Source organism: Ideonella flava (genome assembly GCF_051857595.1).
Taxonomy (GTDB): Bacteria; Pseudomonadota; Gammaproteobacteria; order Burkholderiales; family Burkholderiaceae_C; genus Ideonella.
The window spans coordinates 600,763-617,964 of sequence record NZ_JBPZHD010000001.1 but is presented as its reverse complement, the minus strand read 5'-3'; the positions used below and the strand labels follow the sequence as shown (position 1 = coordinate 617,964).

Annotated in this window: 13 protein-coding genes; 6 read left to right on the top strand and 7 right to left on the bottom strand. The window is 67.3% G+C overall.

The features are described from left to right. Positions 1–82 precede the first annotated feature (82 nt). From ACS5PM_RS02730 to ACS5PM_RS02705, 6 genes are all read left to right on the top strand, one after another. Positions 83–1,282, top strand: a complete 1,200-nt coding sequence (locus tag ACS5PM_RS02730; protein ID WP_439385156.1) for a 3-hydroxybenzoate 6-monooxygenase — start codon at positions 83–85, stop codon at positions 1,280–1,282. A gap of 19 nt (positions 1,283–1,301) precedes the next feature. Then, positions 1,302–2,342 (top strand): cupin domain-containing protein, encoded by a 1,041-nt coding sequence (locus ACS5PM_RS02725; RefSeq protein ID WP_439385154.1) that lies wholly within the window; start codon positions 1,302–1,304, stop codon positions 2,340–2,342. Between the two features lie 30 nt (positions 2,343–2,372). Further along, positions 2,373–3,080 carry a fumarylacetoacetate hydrolase family protein gene (locus ACS5PM_RS02720; RefSeq protein WP_439385152.1) on the top strand — a complete coding sequence of 236 codons (708 nt, stop codon included), beginning with the start codon at positions 2,373–2,375 and terminating at the stop codon, positions 3,078–3,080. 74 nt (positions 3,081–3,154) lie between these two features. Continuing rightward, positions 3,155–4,084, top strand: coding sequence for a Bug family tripartite tricarboxylate transporter substrate binding protein (locus tag ACS5PM_RS02715; protein ID WP_439385609.1), 930 nt, complete (start codon positions 3,155–3,157; stop codon positions 4,082–4,084). Positions 4,085–4,235: 151 nt separating this feature from the next. Further along, entirely contained in the window at positions 4,236–7,157 is a 2,922-nt protein-coding gene (locus ACS5PM_RS02710; protein WP_439385150.1) for a type VI secretion system Vgr family protein, read from the top strand. A gap of 12 nt (positions 7,158–7,169) precedes the next feature. Then, the gene (locus ACS5PM_RS02705; RefSeq protein ID WP_439385148.1) at positions 7,170–9,374 is read left to right on the top strand and encodes a M23 family metallopeptidase; all 2,205 of its coding nucleotides are present in this window, start codon (positions 7,170–7,172) and stop codon (positions 9,372–9,374) included. A gap of 846 nt (positions 9,375–10,220) precedes the next feature. Here ACS5PM_RS02705 and ACS5PM_RS02700 read toward each other — a convergent pair. The 7 genes from ACS5PM_RS02700 to ACS5PM_RS02670 all read right to left on the bottom strand — a co-directional run bounded on the left by ACS5PM_RS02700 (position 10,221) and on the right by ACS5PM_RS02670 (position 17,055). Next, the gene (locus tag ACS5PM_RS02700; RefSeq protein WP_439385146.1) at positions 10,221–10,643 is read right to left on the bottom strand and encodes an acyl-CoA thioesterase; all 423 of its coding nucleotides are present in this window, start codon (positions 10,641–10,643) and stop codon (positions 10,221–10,223) included. Continuing rightward, the gene (locus tag ACS5PM_RS02695; protein WP_439385144.1) at positions 10,643–12,460 is read right to left on the bottom strand and encodes a feruloyl-CoA synthase; all 1,818 of its coding nucleotides are present in this window, start codon (positions 12,458–12,460) and stop codon (positions 10,643–10,645) included. The genes ACS5PM_RS02700 and ACS5PM_RS02695 overlap by 1 nt, the downstream gene beginning before the upstream one ends. Positions 12,461–12,493: 33 nt before the next feature. Continuing rightward, a complete protein-coding gene (locus ACS5PM_RS02690; protein WP_439385142.1) occupies positions 12,494–13,204 on the bottom strand; it encodes an ABC transporter ATP-binding protein in 711 nt (236 codons plus the stop codon). A 1-nt stretch (position 13,205) separates the two neighbouring features. Next, positions 13,206–13,952, bottom strand: coding sequence for an ABC transporter ATP-binding protein (locus tag ACS5PM_RS02685; protein WP_439385140.1), 747 nt, complete (start codon positions 13,950–13,952; stop codon positions 13,206–13,208). Positions 13,953–14,022: 70 nt separating this feature from the next. Then, positions 14,023–15,003, bottom strand: a complete 981-nt coding sequence (locus ACS5PM_RS02680; RefSeq protein WP_439385138.1) for a branched-chain amino acid ABC transporter permease — start codon at positions 15,001–15,003, stop codon at positions 14,023–14,025. After that, entirely contained in the window at positions 15,003–15,884 is an 882-nt protein-coding gene (locus ACS5PM_RS02675; protein WP_439385136.1) for a branched-chain amino acid ABC transporter permease, read from the bottom strand. Before ACS5PM_RS02675 ends, ACS5PM_RS02680 begins: the two co-directional genes overlap by 1 nt. A gap of 1 nt (position 15,885) precedes the next feature. Further along, positions 15,886–17,055, bottom strand: coding sequence for an ABC transporter substrate-binding protein (locus tag ACS5PM_RS02670; protein ID WP_439385134.1), 1,170 nt, complete (start codon positions 17,053–17,055; stop codon positions 15,886–15,888). Between the last annotated feature and the right edge of the window lie 147 nt (positions 17,056–17,202).

Below are 17,202 nucleotides of genomic sequence, written 5' to 3'. Positions count from 1 at the left end.
GACGTATATCAACGATGGCGTTTACGAGATAGAGGCCCTTGCCCACACTGCGGCCCATCGAGTGGAAAGCAGGAGACAAGCAATGGCTTCGAACAGACGACAGCTGCCCATCCTGGTGGCCGGTGGCGGCATCGGTGGCATCGCGGCGGCCCTCGCGCTGGTGCGGCAGGGCTTCGACGTCAAGGTGCTGGAGCAGGCGGCGCAACTGGGCGAGATCGGCGCCGGCATCCAGCTGGGGCCCAATGCCTTCGCCGCCTTCGACGCCCTGGGCGTGGGGCCGCAGGCACGGGCCCGGGCCGTCTACACCGACGAGATGGTGATGCACGACGCGCTCGACGAGACGCTGGTCGGCCGCATCCCCACCGGCGAGGCATTTCGCCAGCGCTTCGGCAATCCCTATGCGGTGATCCACCGCGCTGACGTGCACCAGTCGCTGCTCGAAGGCGCGCAGCAGACCGACCGCATCCAGGTGGCCACCGGCACGTGTGTCCAGCGCATAGAGCAGGACGACGCCGGCGTCACGGTCATCGATGCCCAGGGCCAGGCGCACCGTGGCGCGGCGCTGATCGGCGCCGATGGCGTCAAGTCGGCGGTGCGGCGGCAGTACGTCGCCGACGAGCCTCGGGTGTCCGGCCATGTGGTCTACCGAGCGGTGATCGACCGCCGCGACTTCCCGGCCGACCTGCAGTGGAACGCCGCGAGCATCTGGGTCGGCCCGAACTGCCACCTCGTCCACTACCCGTTGCGCGGTGGTGAGCAGTACAACGTGGTCGTCACCTTCCACAGCCGCGAGAAGGAGGAGTGGAGCGTGCGCGAAGGCAACCGCGAGGAAGTGCGCAGCTATTTCGAAGGCATCTGCGCCCGGGCCCGCCAGCTGATAGACCTGCCCAAGGATTGGAAGCGCTGGGCCACCGCCGACCGCGAGCCCATAGGCCAATGGACCTTCGGCCGCGCCACGCTGCTGGGCGACGCCGCGCACCCGACGCTGCAGTACCTGGCCCAGGGGGCCTGCATGGCGCTGGAGGACGCGGTGACGCTGGGCGAGGCGCTGCGCGCCCACGACAACGAGCTGCAGCCCGCCTTCGCCCGCTACGAGCGCTCGCGCATCGCGCGCACCGCACGGGTGGTGCTGTCGGCCCGTGAGATGGGGCGCATCTTCCACGCCAAGGGCGTCGAGCGGCTGGTGCGCAACGAGCTGTGGAAGGGCCGTTCCCCAGAGCGCTTCTACGACGCCATGGAATGGCTCTACGGCTGGACGGCCGACACCTGCCTGGCCGACTGAAATCACGAAGGAGACGAACATGACGACCACCCTCGGCCGCCTCGAGGACCTGCCGCCGGACTATGTGCAGGCCCTGGCCCGGCAGAACCTCGTCCCGCTGTGGCCCAGCCTGCGCGCGCTGCTGCCGCCTGACAAGCCCCGGCCCGCCACGCGCGCCACCCACTGGTCGTACGAAGGCCTTCGCCCGCTGCTGCTGCAGGCCGGCGAGCTGACCCCGATCGAGAAGGCCGAGCGCCGCGTGCTGGTGCTGGCCAACCCCGGCCACGGGCTGGAGCGCATGCAGGCCAGCGCCGCGATCTACCTCGGCATGCAGCTGCTGCTGCCAGGCGAATGGGCGCCGGCTCATCGCCACACGCCGAACGCCGTTCGCATGGTGGTGGAAGGCGAGGGCGCCTACACCACGGTGGACGGCCGCAAGTGCCCCATGCAACGCGGCGACCTGATCCTCACGCCCACCGGCCTGTGGCACGAGCATGGCCACGACGGCGACCAGCCGGTGGTGTGGCTCGACGTGCTGGACCTGCCGCTGGTGCACTACCTCGAGGCCTCGTACCACGTGGATGGGCCGCGCCAGGCGCTGCGCGAGTTCGCCATCCCGCCCGATCCGCAGGCCGGGCTGCGGCCGACACCGATGTTCGAACGCGCCTGCTCCGCCGGTTACCCGCTCCTGCGCTACCCCTGGGAAGAGGCACGTGCAGCCCTGCTCGCGCAAGCGCAGGCCGAGCCGCATCGCGAGGTCATCCAGCTCGCCTACGTCCACCCGGAGACGGGCGAGCCGGCGCAGAACATCCTCGGCTTCTCCGCCCTGATGCTGCGGCCCGGCCAGCAACTGCGGCTGGCGGCACGTTCGCCGGCGCAGGTCTTCCACCTCATCGAAGGCGCCGTCGAGGTGCAGGTCGAGGACCAGCGCTTTGCCCTGGCCGAGGCCGATACCTGTTGCGCTCCCGGCTACACCGCGGTGCAGTTGTCGAATCGCTCGGCCACCGCGCCCGCCTTCGTCTTCATCGCCGACGAATCGCCCCTGCACCGCAAGCTCGGCCTCTACGAAGACCGCGGCTGAACCCTTTCCATCCCCTCTGGAGAACCCTTCTTGAACGACACCACTTTCGTCTGGGCCCCGCCGCCCGTTCCCTCCCTGCCGGTGCGAAGACTCGCGGCGCGAGCGCCCGTGAACCGCCTGTTCTTCGTCGGCCGCAATTACCACGCGCATGCCGCCGAGATGGGCAAGCCGGTGGACAAGGCGAGCGAGCGCCCGTTCTACTTCACCAAGTCGCCGACGACGCTGGTCGAATCCGGCGCCACCATCGCCTACCCGAGCGAGACCTCCAGCTTCCATCACGAGATGGAGCTGGTGCTGGTGATAGGCGCGGCGGGATTTGGCGTCAGCGAGGCCGACGCCCACCGCCTCGTCTACGGCTACGCCTGCGGCCTGGACATGACGCGCCGCGACCTGCAGTTGGCGGCGCGAGACAAGGGCCGGCCTTGGGACACGGGCAAGGACGTAGAGCAATCGTCCATCGTGTCCGAGATCGTGCCCATGCCGGGCGTCGTGCTGGAGCACGGTGCCCTGTCGATGAGCGTGAACGGCCAGGTGCGGCAGCAGTCCGACGTGTCTCGGCTGATCTGGAACGTCCGCGAGCTGATCGCGGACCTCTCGCGCTTCTACCACCTGCAGCCCGGTGACCTCATCTTCACTGGCACCCCTGAAGGTGTAGGGCCGGTGGTCCCGGGTGACCGCATAGATGGCCACATCGAGGGCATCGGCGAGATCCGCCTGCAGATCGCCGAGGCGGGCTGATCGCGCCTGCCCAGGAACGAGAGGAGACAAAGTCCATGAAGCATTCATCCATCGCACTCGCCGCGGCCCTGCTGATGCCCGCTGCACATGCCGCCGGCGATGCCTTTCCCAACAAACCGGTGACGCTCGTCACCGCCTTTGCCCCGGGCAGCGGGCCGGACGCCGTCCTGCGACTCGTCGCCGAGAAGCTCGGCAAACGCTGGGACCAGCGCGTGCTGGTCGAGAACCGGCCGGGCGGCGGGGGCTTCATCGCCATCGACGCCACCAAGCGCGCACCGGCCGACGGCTACACGCTGCTGCAGGTCGACAGCGAGCACCTGGCCGCCCTGCCGCATCTGTACAAGGCCCGCGGCTTCGAGACGCTCAAGACCTTCGAGCCGGTGGCGGCTCTTTTCCGCACGCCCTTCCTGGTGGCGGTGGGAGCCGACTCGAAGTTCAAGACCATGGGCGATCTCATCGCCGCGGCCAAGGCCCAGCCGGACAAGCTGAGCTACGGCTCCTGGGGGGTCGGCAGCCCCGGCCACCTGGGCGGCGAGCAGGTCGAGGTGCTCACCGGTGCGACGATGCAGCATGTGCCCTACCGCGAGGTTTCGCAGCTGTTCACCTCGGTGGGCGGCGGCGACGTGGACTGGAGCTTCGGCTCCATCCCGTCGAGCCAGGGCGCGTACAAGGCGGGCAAGCTGCGCTACCTCGCGGTGGCCGCAGCCAAGCGCCTGCCGCAGATGCCCGAGGTGCCGACGGTGGCCGAGGCCGGCGGCCCCGCCGGGCTGGAGGTGAACTCCTTCGTCGTGCTGGTCGCTCCGCGCGGGTTGCCGGCGGCGGTGCGCACGCGCATCAACGCCGACGTGCAGCTGGCCCTGTCGGAGCCGGACATCAAGGCGCGCTTCGACACCTTCGCCTTCGAGAGCCTGGGCTGGTCGCCGGAGGAGATCGAGCGCCAGGCGACGGCGAAGTCCCGCACCTACGCCGAGCTGGTCCGCCGCAAGAACATCAGTCTGGACTGATGCAAGGCGGGGCCACGGGCGGCTGAGCGGGCGGTCTTGCCATCCCCCTCCCGGGGGAACTCTAGCCAGGCCGCCGTTACCTGGTTCTTACATATGCCTCACATAATCCGGCACTTCGGTGGCATGCGCGCCGGAACGGGAGAGCATAAGAATGAACCTGGATGACGTGACGTCGTTCCTGGGCGGCCTGTCGAGCGAGCGCCGCCTGTACCGCCTCGAAGGCTCGGGTGATGTCGGCCAGTTCCACGTCGAGGCCTTCACCCTGCACGAGGCCTTGCACCAGCCGTGGCGGATGGTGATCAGTGGCCTGGCAGAACCCCCGCAGGTGCGGCTGCCGGCCCTGCGCTGGCAGCGCGTCACCCTCGTCACCACGCTGGCCGACGGCAGCGAACACCGGCGCACCGGCCTGGTCGAGCAGGCCGCTGCCACCGACGAGGCCAGTGCCTCGCTCGGCTCGCTGCGCCTGACCCGCCTGCGGCTGACCGTGATGCCCTGGCTGGGCCTGCTGGCCTACGACCTGCGCAGCGACGTCTGGCAGGAGAAGACGCGTGTCCAGATCATCGACGGCCTGCTCGGCCACTACGCGCGCCACGGCCGCTGGCGCTGGAGCCCGTGTGCCTTGCAGCACCTGGCCGACCAGCCGCAGGGCGGTCTGCTCAGCTACTGCGTGCAGTACCGCGAGACGCGGCTGGAGTTCTTCCAGCGGATGTTGGCCGACGCGGGCCTGACGTACCGCTTCGAGGAGACCGGCCCCGACGAGCCGGCCATCCTGGTGATCCTGGCCGACACCACCAGCGTCGAGGGCTGCCCGGAGGATTTGGCTTCTGCTTCCTTGGCTGGCGGTGCGGGCCTGCGCTACCACCGCGAGGCGCCGGTGGAAGAGCAGGACACCCTGCAGGCCTTCGACGCCATGTCCCGCTGGAGCGCCGACACCCTGAGCGCCGTCACCGCCGACTACAAGTCCAGCCAGCTCACCGCGGCCAGCGTGCCGACGCTGGCCGCGGTGGGCGGCGCCCGCGCACCGACGGTGGAGACCTTCGCGTACGCCGGCGCCTACGCCTGGCCCGACGCAGCATCTGCGGAGCAGGCCTTGACGCTGGCGCAGCAAGCCATGGAGTGCCGCCGCTGGGTCTTCACCGGTCGCGGCGTGGTGCGCAGCTTCAGTGCCGGCTCGTTCTTCCACCTGAACGGCACGCCGATGGATGAGCTCGGGGGCCTGGCGGCGGCGCTGCCCGCAAGCCTGGCCTCCCCGCAGCGGCGCTACCTGCTCGTCGACATCACCCACGTCGGCATCAACAACCTGCCCACCGCCCTGCAGCCGGAAAGCGGCGCTGATCCGCTGCTGCGCCCCGGCGTGGAGCTGCTGGCCGAGCTGCCTGGCGTCGATGCCGAGCTGAAGCGCCAGGCTGCGCAGCGCGGCTACGCCAACCGCTTCGATGCGATCGACGCCGACACCCCGTGGAGACCGCTGCTGCCCGGCGCACCGGCCGGCCGCCTGGCCCCGCGCCCGCGCGTGCCCGGGCCGCTGTTGGCCACCGTGGTCGGCCCCGATGGCCGAACCAAGCCGCAAGGCGCGGATGAGCTGCACATGGACCGCCTGGGCCGCGTCCGCGTGCGCTTCGAGTTCCAGGGCCATCCGGACAACGACCCCGACGCGAGCCTGGCCAGCACCTGGGTGCGGGTGCTGCAACCCATCGCCGGCCCGGGGCTGAGTTCGCAGTGGATACCGCGCATCGGCCACGAGGTGGTGGTGGGCTTTCTGAACGACGACGCCGAGCGCCCGGTCGTGCTGTGCAGCCTCTACAACGGCCGCGGCGAAGGCGGTGTGCCGGCCACTCCCGGCGGCAAGCCGGCGGAGGCCGACACCAGCGTGTTCGGCATGAGCGCGGACCACCGTCCGGCGGGTCAGGGCAACCTGACCGCCGGCCACAGCCCGGCCTGGCACGGCGGCGCGCCGCAATCGCTGCAAGCCGGCGGCCAGGCCAACGCCGCGGCGCTGTCGGGCCTCAAGACACAGGAGTTCGGCGGCGCGGGCTTCAACCAGCTCGTCTTCGACGACACCGACGGCCAGTCGCGCGTGCAACTGGCCACCACCCAGCACGCCACCCAGCTGAACATGGGCCACCTGGTGCACCAGGCGGACAACCACCGCGGCAGCTTCCGCGGCCTGGGGTTCGAGCTGCGCACGGATGCGTACGGTGCCTTGCGCGGGGCGCGCGGCGTGTTGCTGTCCACCTACGCCGCCAACCCGACGGAGCCGGCGCTGGACCAGGCGGCCCACATCGCATTGGCGCGCCAGTACACCCAGCTCGCGCAGACCTTCAGCCAGGCGGCCGGCACGCACCAGGGCGTGCGCCTGGCCGCGCATGAAGGCTCCACGGGCGCGAATGCCAGCGTGGCCAATGAAGCCCAAGCGCCGGCACAAGCCTGGCTCACCAACGCCAGCGGCATGGCCGATGCGAGTGCGGACAAGGCGTTGGCCGATGCAGCGAGCCGGTTGACGAGCGTCGGCCCAAGCAAGCTCCCGCACCCTGGCGATCCGGCCTTGAGCGTGGCCGCCCGCGCGGGCCTCGTCGCCACCGCTGCGCAGGACATTGCGATAGCCGCCGGCGACGTGGTGAGCCTGGCCAGCGGCGGCCGCACCGACATCGCCGCTGGCGGCGCCGCCCGCATCCACACCGGCCAGGCCATCGGCATCGTCGCCGGCGCCATCGAGCCCGGGGTTGCGGAGGCATCACCCAAGGGAACGGGCCTGACGATGATCGCCGGCTCGGGCGACCTGAGCCTGCAAGCCCAGGCCGGCACGCTGCAACTGGCCGCCCAGCAGGACCTCACCCTGCAATCCGCCACCGGCCCGATCAAGTTCCAGGCCGCCAAGCGCATCGTCATCGCCAACAGCCACGGCAGCCGCATCACCCTGTCCGACGGCAAGATCGTCATCGAGTGCGCGGGGACCTATACCGTCCATGCCAGTACCAAGAGCTTGGTGGGGCCGCAGCAGGTCAGCGTCACGATGCCGCTCATGCCCAAAGGCGAGCTGAAGCTTGAGGCCCGCTATGCGTTCTCGCTGTGATGGAGGCTGTACATGCTGATCAGCCCACCCTTCCTTCCCGCGCGCCTGGCCACCGAGACCGAAGACGCGTGGATCGACCGCTGCATGGCCGGTGGCCAACCGGGCGACGGCGCTTTCCCCCTGAGTTTCAATCTCGGCTGGCACGGCGGCATGCATCTCATCGCGCCGATGTGCGGCAATCAGCCCGAGCCTGTGCGCGCCATCGCCGACGGCACGGTGGTGTTCCTTCGCAAGCCCACCAGACAGCCCAGCGGTCCGTTGCCCGTCGAGCATCCGTTGGCCTACCGCGGCGGATGGACGGACGATGGCGTGGTGGTGCTTCGTCACGAGACGGAGATCGGCGAAGGGCTCAACGGCCAGGTCGTGTTCCTCTCGATCTACATGCATCTGAGCGCCATCCACCCGGCGCTGGCCGTGGACCGCACGGCCTATCGCAAGTCCGAGGTAGGCACGGCGGGGCAGATCTACGGCGATACCCAGCGACGCATCCATTTCGAGATCGTCTGCAACGACGCCAACCTGCGGGCCCTCGTCGGCCGATCGGCTGGCGAATTGCAGACCGACACCGATGGCCGCCTGGACGCCGTTTACGGCCAGATGTACTTCGTGCTTCCGGGCGGCACGCCGTTCTACGACCGCAAGCCGCTCGATCACCTGGTGGTGGCGCATACCCAGCCATCGAGACCGAATGCCAGAGCACCTCTTCCGCCCCTGGAGGCGCTGCAAGCCGTCTACACCAGCCCCGCAGATGACACGCTGGTGGTCGGCTTGCGTCATGCCGGCGGTGAAGGCGCCGAGGGCCATCGCGGCAGCGCGTACCTGACGACCCTGCGCCTCGACGGAACCAGCCTGGGTGAAGCGTTGGACGAAGCAGATGCCGAGTACAACCTGTACACCCGTGCCAACGAAATCAGCGAGGCCTATCCCGCCGATGCTCGCCCTGCCCCGAGCGCTGTGTATGAACTCTTGCGCTTCGGCCGCGTCGTCAACACGGCCAACGAGACGCTCACGCCCAGTGACGTGCCCCACTGGCGCCAAGTCCGCTACCCGGGCGGCCAAGGCTGGGTGAACCTCAACGCGCCGAACGTTCGCAAGTTCAGCGATGCCGACTTCCCGCACTGGCAGAGGTGGCAGCTGATCGACGACAGCGAGGACCGTGACAGTCGATGTGACTCACCAATGCTGAGGGCATGGCTGGACGTCAGCGGCGACGGCCAGATCGATCCGATCGAAGCGACGACGCGCCTGAGCGACCCGGCCCTCGCGCCTCGCCTGGCCCGCACCATCTGCAAGTTCCCCACGGAGTGGGACGCGGCCACCATCGACCAACGCTGGGGATGGCTCAAGACATCTAGCGAAGAGAACCCCAAGCCATTCAGCGATCGGGATTTCGAGCTGCTGCGCGCTCACATTCGGGCGCTGGCGTTCTTTCCGGGGAACACGGGATTGCCGGCAAGTCATTGGCATTTGCAGCCGAGGGAATTTGTTCGTCAGCTCCGGAAGTGCCGCTGGTTAGATGATGTTCAGTTGCTCAGGTTGATGCCAGCGAGTACGGCTGCGAATAGGCAACTGTATCGCCTCCATCTGAACCGATGCATGGAAAAATATTTCGTGACCGGATCAGTGCATCGAATGACGCATTTTATCGGGCAAGGCGCACACGAGTCATCTCAGCTGAGTGGAATGATCGAACGTGGAAATACGTCTGCCAGCGCGACGTCAGAAATGGATTCCTGGTTCGATAGCAACAACGAGAACTACTTCAATCAGTACAAAGGTCGAAACGGAAACATTGATGATCGCGACCATATCAAGTTCCGAGGTCGCGGCCTCAAACAGCTCACGGGAAGATACAATTATGGCTATTACTGGGCGTACCGAAACTGGATAGCTTCTGCCTCGTTCAAAGAGCCATGGTGGAACCCCTCTCGACCTGATCGAGCGCCCGTCGTTGACAATCCGCAATTCGCCGGAAGCAACGCGTACACAACGGTCGACGCAGGAGGATGGTATTGGGAAGCAACGCCGATCCGCGGGTTGGCTGGCGGAAAGGGCCGGCAGGGTAGTTCGGTCAACGTCGTTGTTGATGCAAGCGCTTATGGGAATGATTTGATCCGAAGAATCACCAGAACAATTAACGGCGGTGAGATTGGCTTGGCCGACCGCACCCAGAAAACGATGCATTGCCAAGAAATTCTGATGGACTCGATGGAATGAGAACGGCTATATGTTTCATGGCGCTCTGTTGGATCTTCTCGGCGTGCTCCACCGGTGTTGCCACGGGCGCGCCGAGTTCTGGTAGTTATGCGAATGGGGACGGTACTATTCTCTTTATCTCATTCTCTGATCGCCTGCAGGCATATGAGGTGCGTTTAACGAAGATGGGTGAAACGCAGTTCATTCAGGCCCTGGCTTTGGAGTTTGAAAACAAGAGTATGCATTCGGCCAGCGCGTCCGACCTCAACGGTGATGGTTATGGAGATATTGTGTTGGAGGGAGACTGTGGCAACCGAACGTGTGCCCACTCGGTCTACTTCTTTGACCCCAGCACCCGAAGCCTCAGGAGGGTCCTCGCGAAGGAGTTCAGTACCATAGCTCGACGCGGCGACCTGTTGATCCTGGGAGGCGGTTCTGGTTGTTGCTCCTTCGAATACCAGGCTCTTCGCCTTTCGGCCGATCGAATGTCTGTGGATACCAAGCCGACCTTTTACGTCGCTATTGAAGCACCGAGAGCCGGAGGCGATAAAGCCAAGTGCACCTTTTCGGACTCAACTTTTGGAGTTATTCCGGCTCCTAAGGGGCTGCTCGATCTTTGCAGCGTATATGGTCTATCATTCGAGGCCGAAAGTTCTGAAGGCCATTAGTCGGAAACTAATCGTGCTTCCTTCCGGAAAGTTGAGTTGACTCGATGAACCCAAACCTACCCGGCCTGCAAATGAAGTCGCCTCGACCTTCTCGAACCCAAATCGCATCTCACACCTAGCTCAAGAATTACATACCGTTGCAACGGGCTCGGGAGAACTTTCCAAACGCACTGAATCGCGAGCGCACAAAAGGGGACGCCTACAAACACAACGCCTTGATGTCCTCCGGAATCGGTATCGACTTCATCTTGTAGCTGCCCGGCAGCCGCACCACGAAAGCCCGAGTCTCGCGCCCTTCGCACAGCAGCTCGCCCTCGCGCGTGATGCGGTGCTGCTGGATCAGCACCTTCTCGCGCCACTCGACGACGCTGGTGTGAACCTCCAGCGTCTGGCCGTAGGTGGCGGGGCGCAGGAAGCGGGTGTGGATCTCCAGCAGCGGCGTGCCGACAATGCCGCGCGTGGCTTCGAGTTCTCGCCAAGGCGGTACGCCACAGGCCATGAAGTAGGCCAGCGAGGCCTGGTCCATCCAGCGCGAGAAGTTCGGGAAGAAGACGATGCCGGCGGGGTCGCAATCGCCGAAATGCACGTCGACCCGGTGGATGTGCGTCTTGGGGTTGCTCATCAGAGTCGGATCACCTCGGGGTTCGGGACGGCACTGTACAGCGCGATGACGTCGGGGGCGCGGCGGGCGAGGACGGCGCGCTGGTTGAGATAGCCCTTGTCGGTGATCTCTCCGGCATCGGCGTTGGGCGGCTCGGCCAGGAAGAGCACGCGGGTCGGCGATTGCGAAGAGCCGCCGCCCTCGGCGCGAATGGCCTGCAGCGCGGCTCGCACCTTGTCCGCGCGTTCGGCGTGATCCATGGCCTTGGCTGCCGGGCTGGGAAAGACGAGCAGGCCCACCTCCTCGCGGTCGTGCCCGGTCACCACCACGTCGGCTGCCAGCGGCGAAAGCGCGGCGACCGCGCGGATGCGCAGAGTGCCGACCGAGACCCAGGTGCCGCTCATCAGCTTGAAGTCCTCGGCCACACGGCCGTCGAAGGCGACGCCCTGGCTGGGGTCCGCCGGGTCGACCAGCTTGCCGGCGTCGCCGATCAGGTAGTAGCCGTCCTCGTCGAAGGCCTTGGCGCTCAGCGCCGGGGCATTCCGATAGCCGGCGAAGACATGCGGCCCGCGCACGCGCATCTCCAGCTTGCCCGCACTCGGGACCAGCTTCAGCTCCGCCCCCGGCAGCGGCGCCCCGATGCAGCCGGCCCGGTCGATGTTCCAGTGCACGCTGGTGACGGCCGGCGAGGTTTCGGTCGAGCCCCACGACGAGGTGAACCACAGTGGCTGCTCCCGCACTCGGCGGGCCACGCCTTCGAGCCGCTGCCACAGGCTCTGCGGCAGGGCCGCGCCGGCGTAGAACACGCCCTGCAGGTCGGCGAAGAAGTCGCGGGCGAAGGCTTCGTCGCTCTCCAGGAACGGCAGCAGCATGTCGAAGCCGCGCGGCACGTTGAAGTAGAAGTTGGGCCGGACCTCGCGCAGGTTGGCCACGGTCTTCTCGACCAGCCCCGGCATCGGCCGGCCCTCGTCGATGCACAGGCTGCCACCGTGCGCCAGCACCATGTTGAAGTTGTGATTGCCGCCGAAGGTGTGGCTCCAGGGCAGCCAGTCGAGCAGGCGCAACGGATGGCGGTTCAGGAAGGGCCAGGCCTGGGCGATCATCTGCTGGTTGGCGCACAGCATGCGGTGGGTGTTGATCACCACCTTGGGTGTGCCGGTGGAGCCGCTGGTCAGCAGGTACTTCGCGTGGGTGTCCGGCGTGATCTTCGCCAGCGCCTGGGCGACGGCAGTCGTCTCTTCCGCGGCCAGCGCGGCGAAATCCATCGCCCCTGGCAACTCGGACGCGCCGCGACTGAAGACGATCGGCCGATCACCTCGCGTGGCCCAACTCGCGATCGGCGGGCCGTAGACGGAAGACTCGGCGGCGTAGACCAGCGCCGGGTCCAGGGCGTCGAGGATGGCGTGGATCTTGGCGTAGTCCTTCGTGAGGCGGCAGTAGGCGCTGGAGACGGTGCACACCGCCCGGCCGACGTGCATCGCGGCCAGGGCGAGCAAGGCGTGGTCGACGGCATTGTCGGACAGCACGACCACCGGTTTGCTGTCAGGCAGGCCGAGGTTCAACAGGCCTTGCGCGATGCGGCCGACCTCGCGCCGCGCTTCGGCGTAGTCCAGCCGGCGCCAGCCAGCGACGCCGTCACGCTCTGCGAGAAAGAGCGCATCAGGCGTCGTGCGGGCCCAGTGCTCCAGCCAGTCGCCAATGCAGCGGGTGTAGGGCTGCAGGGCCTCGGCGCTGCGCAGGATGAAGCTGCCGTCAGCGCGGTCTTCTCGCACGACGCGCGACGGCGCCAGGGCTCCAGGCTCTCCGATCGGGAGGGCGGCGAGGTTTGGGGTATCCATGCAAGCGCTCCAGACGCGGAAACAAGACGGAACTCAAACGCCTAGGCAGGCCGCCAGCTCGTGGCTGTCCGCTAGCGCGGCTGCCTGGCCGGCCAGCACCACCTGGCCTTTCTGCAGCACCACCAGGCGATCCGCCTGCGAAGCGACCTTGCGGTAGTCGCGGTCGACGATCAGCGTGGCGATGCCGCTGGCGCGGATCTGGCCGATGACGCGCCAGATCTCGGCCACGATCAGCGGGGCCAGGCCTTCGGTGGCTTCATCGAGGATGACGAGGTCCGGATGGGTCATCAGGACCCGGCCGATCGACAGCATCTGCTGCTCGCCGCCCGAAAGCTGGCCGCCGAGGTTGTCCAGGCGCTCTGCCAGGCGAGGGAAGGTCTGCAGCACGCGCTCGTACGACCAGTCGCGGCGGCCATCTCGCCCAGGCCGCGCGGCCATCACCAGGTTCTCGCGCACGCTGAGGTTGGGGAAGACGCCGCGACCCTCGGGCACGTAGCCCACGCCCGCCCGCGCGACCTCGTGCGGTGCTGCGCGTGAAAGGTCCTGCCCGCGCACGGCGATGCGGCCCTCGCGCTGCTTCACGTGGCCGAGCACGGTCCGGATGAGCGTGGACTTGCCCATGCCGTTGCGGCCCAGCAGGCCGATGGTCTCGCCGGCGTGGACGGTGAGGTCGACGCCATGGAGGACGTGGCTGGAGCCGTACCAGGCGTGGATGCCGCGGGCTTCGAGGATGGGCGCCGCCACTTCAGTGACCTCCGAGGTAGGCAGCCTGGACGGCCGGGTCGGCGCGCACCGCGTCAGGTGCAGCCGACGCGATGACGACGCCGTTGACCATCACGGTGATCCAGTCGGCGATGCGGAAGACTGCGTCCATGTCGTGCTCGACGAGCAGCGTGGCGTGTCCGGCGCGCAACTCGGCCAGCAGGGCCAGCATGCGCTCGGTCTCTTCGGCGCCCATGCCGGCCAGCGGTTCGTCCAGCAGCAGCACCTGCGGGCTGGTGGCCAGGCACATCGCGATCTCCAGCTGGCGCTTCTGGCCATGGCTCAGCAGCCCGGCCGGGCGATCGAGCACATCGTCGAGCCCCACGCGCGACAGGGCCTGCCGTGCCGCCCCCATGCTGTGCTCGCATCGCGCTGCGGCCTGCCACCAGCGCCACGGCCGTTGCCATGCGGCCTGGGCGGCCAGCCGGCAGTTTTCCAGCACGGTGAAGCCGGGGAAGATGGTGTTGCGCTGGTAGCTGCGGCCCAGACCCGCGCGGGCGCGGCGCGGCTGCGTCCAGCCGGTGACGTCCTCGCCCAGCAGCTGCACGCTGCCCGACGAGGGCGGGATCTCGCCAGACAGCATGTTGATCAAGGTCGATTTGCCGGCGCCGTTGGTACCGATCACGGCGTGCACCTGGCCTCGCTCGAAGCCGAGCGAGACGCCGTCGACGGCCACGAGTCCGCCCCAGCGACGCGTCAGGCCTTCGCAGCGCAGCAGTGCCTCACTCATGCCTGCCCCCTTCGGCCTGTGGCCGGTTCCGCCCGGCGGGGGCGAGCGACTACGGGCAGCCGGGCGGGGCTCATCGCACGCTCCCTTCACCTGACAAGCGGCGCCGCACTTCGGCTGGAAGGCCTATCAGCCCCCGGGGCAGCAACGCGACGCAGGCGATGATGGCCAGGCCCAGGCCCAGGTGCCAATGCTTGGCGAACGAGCCGAACACCGCCTCGCTCTGGAACAGCTCCTGCAGCAGCGTGAACGCGAAGGCGCCGAGCACCGCTCCGCGCAGGTGCCCCAGGCCGCCGAGGATGATCATGATCAGCACCGAGCCCGACAGGTGCCAGGAGAGCAGCTCGGGGTTGACGAAACCGTCCTTGACCGCGAAGAGGAATCCCGCCACGCCTGCGATGCAGCCCGAGATCACGAAGGCGGCGAGCTTGTAGGGATAGGTCGAGTAGCCGGTGGCGCGCATGCGTTGCTCGCTGGCGTGGATGCCGGCGAGCGCGCGTCCGAAGCGGGACCGCGCCAGCAGCGCCAGTTTGGCAAAGACGACCGCCAGGAACACGAGCACCAGGTAGTAGAAGGTCAGGGGCTTGTCGAGATCGGCGATCGTCCAGCTGCCGATCGCGAGCGTGGGCTTGAAATAGAGGTAGATGCCGTCGGTGCCGCCACCCAGCGGCGTGTCGTGTACGACGTAGTACGCCATCTGGGCGAAGGCGAGCGTGACCATGATGAAGTACACGCCCTTGGTGCGCAGCGACAGCGCGCCCATGAAGAGCGCATACAAGCCCGCCACGGCGACGCTGGCCGGCAGCAGCCACCACATCGAGGCCGATTCCGATTCAGGCGACAGGCGCACGGCTGCGTAGCCCGCCAGCCCGAACAACGCGGCTTGGCCGAAGCACACGAGGCCCGTCATGCCCACCAGCAACTCCAGGCTCAGGGCCAGGATGGCGAAGATCATGATCTTGGTGACCAGGTCGATGCCGAAGCTCCCGGCCAACAGTGGAAAGGCCGCCAACGCGAGCACGGCGCCCGCCACGAACAGGTTCTTTCGCGACATCACCCCGCCTTGAACAGCCCGTCCGGCTTCCACAGCAGGATCAGCGCCATCATCACGTAGACCAGCACGCCCGCGGCCTGCGGGAACACCACCGTGCCGAAGGTATCGACCAGGCCGATCAGCAGCGCCGCGAGCAGCGCGCCGCGGATCGAGCCGATGCCGCCTATCACCACCACCACGAAGCAGATGATCAGCACCTGGTTGCCCATGCCCGGGTAAACCGAGGACACCGGAGCCGCCACCATGCCCGCCAGCACCGCGATGGCCACGCCGGCAGCGAACACCACGCGGTAGAGGAACTTGATGTCTATGCCCAGGGACTGGACCATCTCCCGATTGGTCGAGCCGGCGCGGATCATCATGCCCAGCCGGGTCTTCGCGAAAACGAAGTACATGCCCAGCGCGAGCAGCAGGCACACGCCGGAGATGAAGAGCCTGTACACCGGGTAACTCATCATTTCACCGAGCCGAAGGCTGCCGGCCAGCCACTCGGGCGGCGCGACGCTGTGCACGTCGTCGCCGACCAGGATGGAGCGCAGTTCCTCGAAGACCAGGATCAGGCCGTAGGTCATCAGCACCTGCTGCAGATGCTCACGTTCGTAGAGGAAGCTGAAGAAGGCCCACTCCAGCACGTAGCCCAGCACCACCGCCAGCACCAGGCCGACGGCCAGCGTGGCGAAGAAGCCGCCCCCCAGCGTGCCGGACACCACCGGCGCCAGGGCGTACGCCATGTAGGCGCCAATCATGTAGAAGCTGCCGTGGGCCAGGTTGATGACGCCCATGATCCCGAAGATCAGCGTCAGGCCCGAGGCCAGCAGGAACAGCAGCAGCCCGTACTGCAGCGCGTTCAGGCACTGGATGAGGAAGGTGGGCCCATCCATGTCACATCTTGCAGCCGCGAGCCGGATCGGCCAGCGCCGGCACCGCGACGCCGGTGATCACGTTGTAGTTGCCCTTGACCTCGCGGATGTAGAAATCCTGGATCGGGTTGTGCGCGGCGCTGAAGGCCAGCTTGCCGCGCGGGCTGGCGATGGTGGTCTTGCCCATCGCGTAGTACAGCTCGTCCTTCTTGCTGAAGTCGCCTTTCACGGCGGTCAGGCCAGAGTGCAGCAGCTGCGCGGCGTCGTAGCCTTGCACCGCGTACACATCCGGCATGGTCTTGTAGGTGACGGCGTACTTGTTGCGGAAGGCGGTGTTGCGCGGCGTCTCGATGTTGTCGGCGTAGTGCAGCGAAGTGACGATGCCTTGCGCGGACGCGCCTTGTGCTTCGAGCGTGCCATCGGTGAGGAAGCCCGAGCCCATCAGCGGGATGCTCTTGCGCAGGCCCGCGGCGTCGTAGTCCTTGACGAACTTGACCGCGCCACCGCCGGCGAAGAAGGCGAACACCACGTCCGGCTTCTGCGCCGCGATCTCGGTGAGCAGGGCCTGGAACTCGACGTTGGGGAAGGGCAGGGTCAGGTCCTTCACCACCTTGCCGCCGCCCTTTTCGAAGGCCTCGGTGAAGCCCTTGACCGCTTCCGTGCCCGCCGCATAGCCCCAGGTGATGCTCATCGCCTTCTTGTAGCCCTTCTGGGCGGCGATGACGCCGGTGGCATAGCCGGGCTGCCAGTTGGAAAACGAGGTGCGCCAGATGTTCTTGGCGCACAGCGGCCCGGTCAGCGCGTCCGCGCCCGCATTCGGAACGATCAGCAGCGTGCCCGTTTCCTTCGCCACCTTGGCCATGGCCAGCGCGACGCCGGAGTGAACCGTGCCCACCAGGACGTCCACCTGGTCGCGCTTGATGAGCTTGTTGACGTTGTCGGTGGCCTTGGACGGCTCGCTCTCGTCGTCCACCTTGTAGAACTCGATCTCATGGCCCCCGAGCTTGCCGCCCTGCTCGCTCACGTAGAGCCGGAAGCCGTTCTCGATCGCATTGCCCAGCGAAGCGTAGGTGCCGGTGTACGGCAGCATCAGGCCGACCTTGAGCTTGGAGGCCGATTGCGCGCAGGCAGGGAAGGCGGCGACGGCCATCACGGCGGCACAGGCGAGCAGGGCAAGGCGAGGTTTCTTCATGAGTTTCTCCGTGGGCTTGAAGTCATGGGCCGAGGCAGGGTAGCGCAGGCGCCAAGGGCTTCCGGTAGGGGCAAGCACGGGCGTTGGGTGGGCGGTACAGCGGCCTGCGTGGCATGCATCATTGTGCTGAAAGTGCCGCTAGACTAC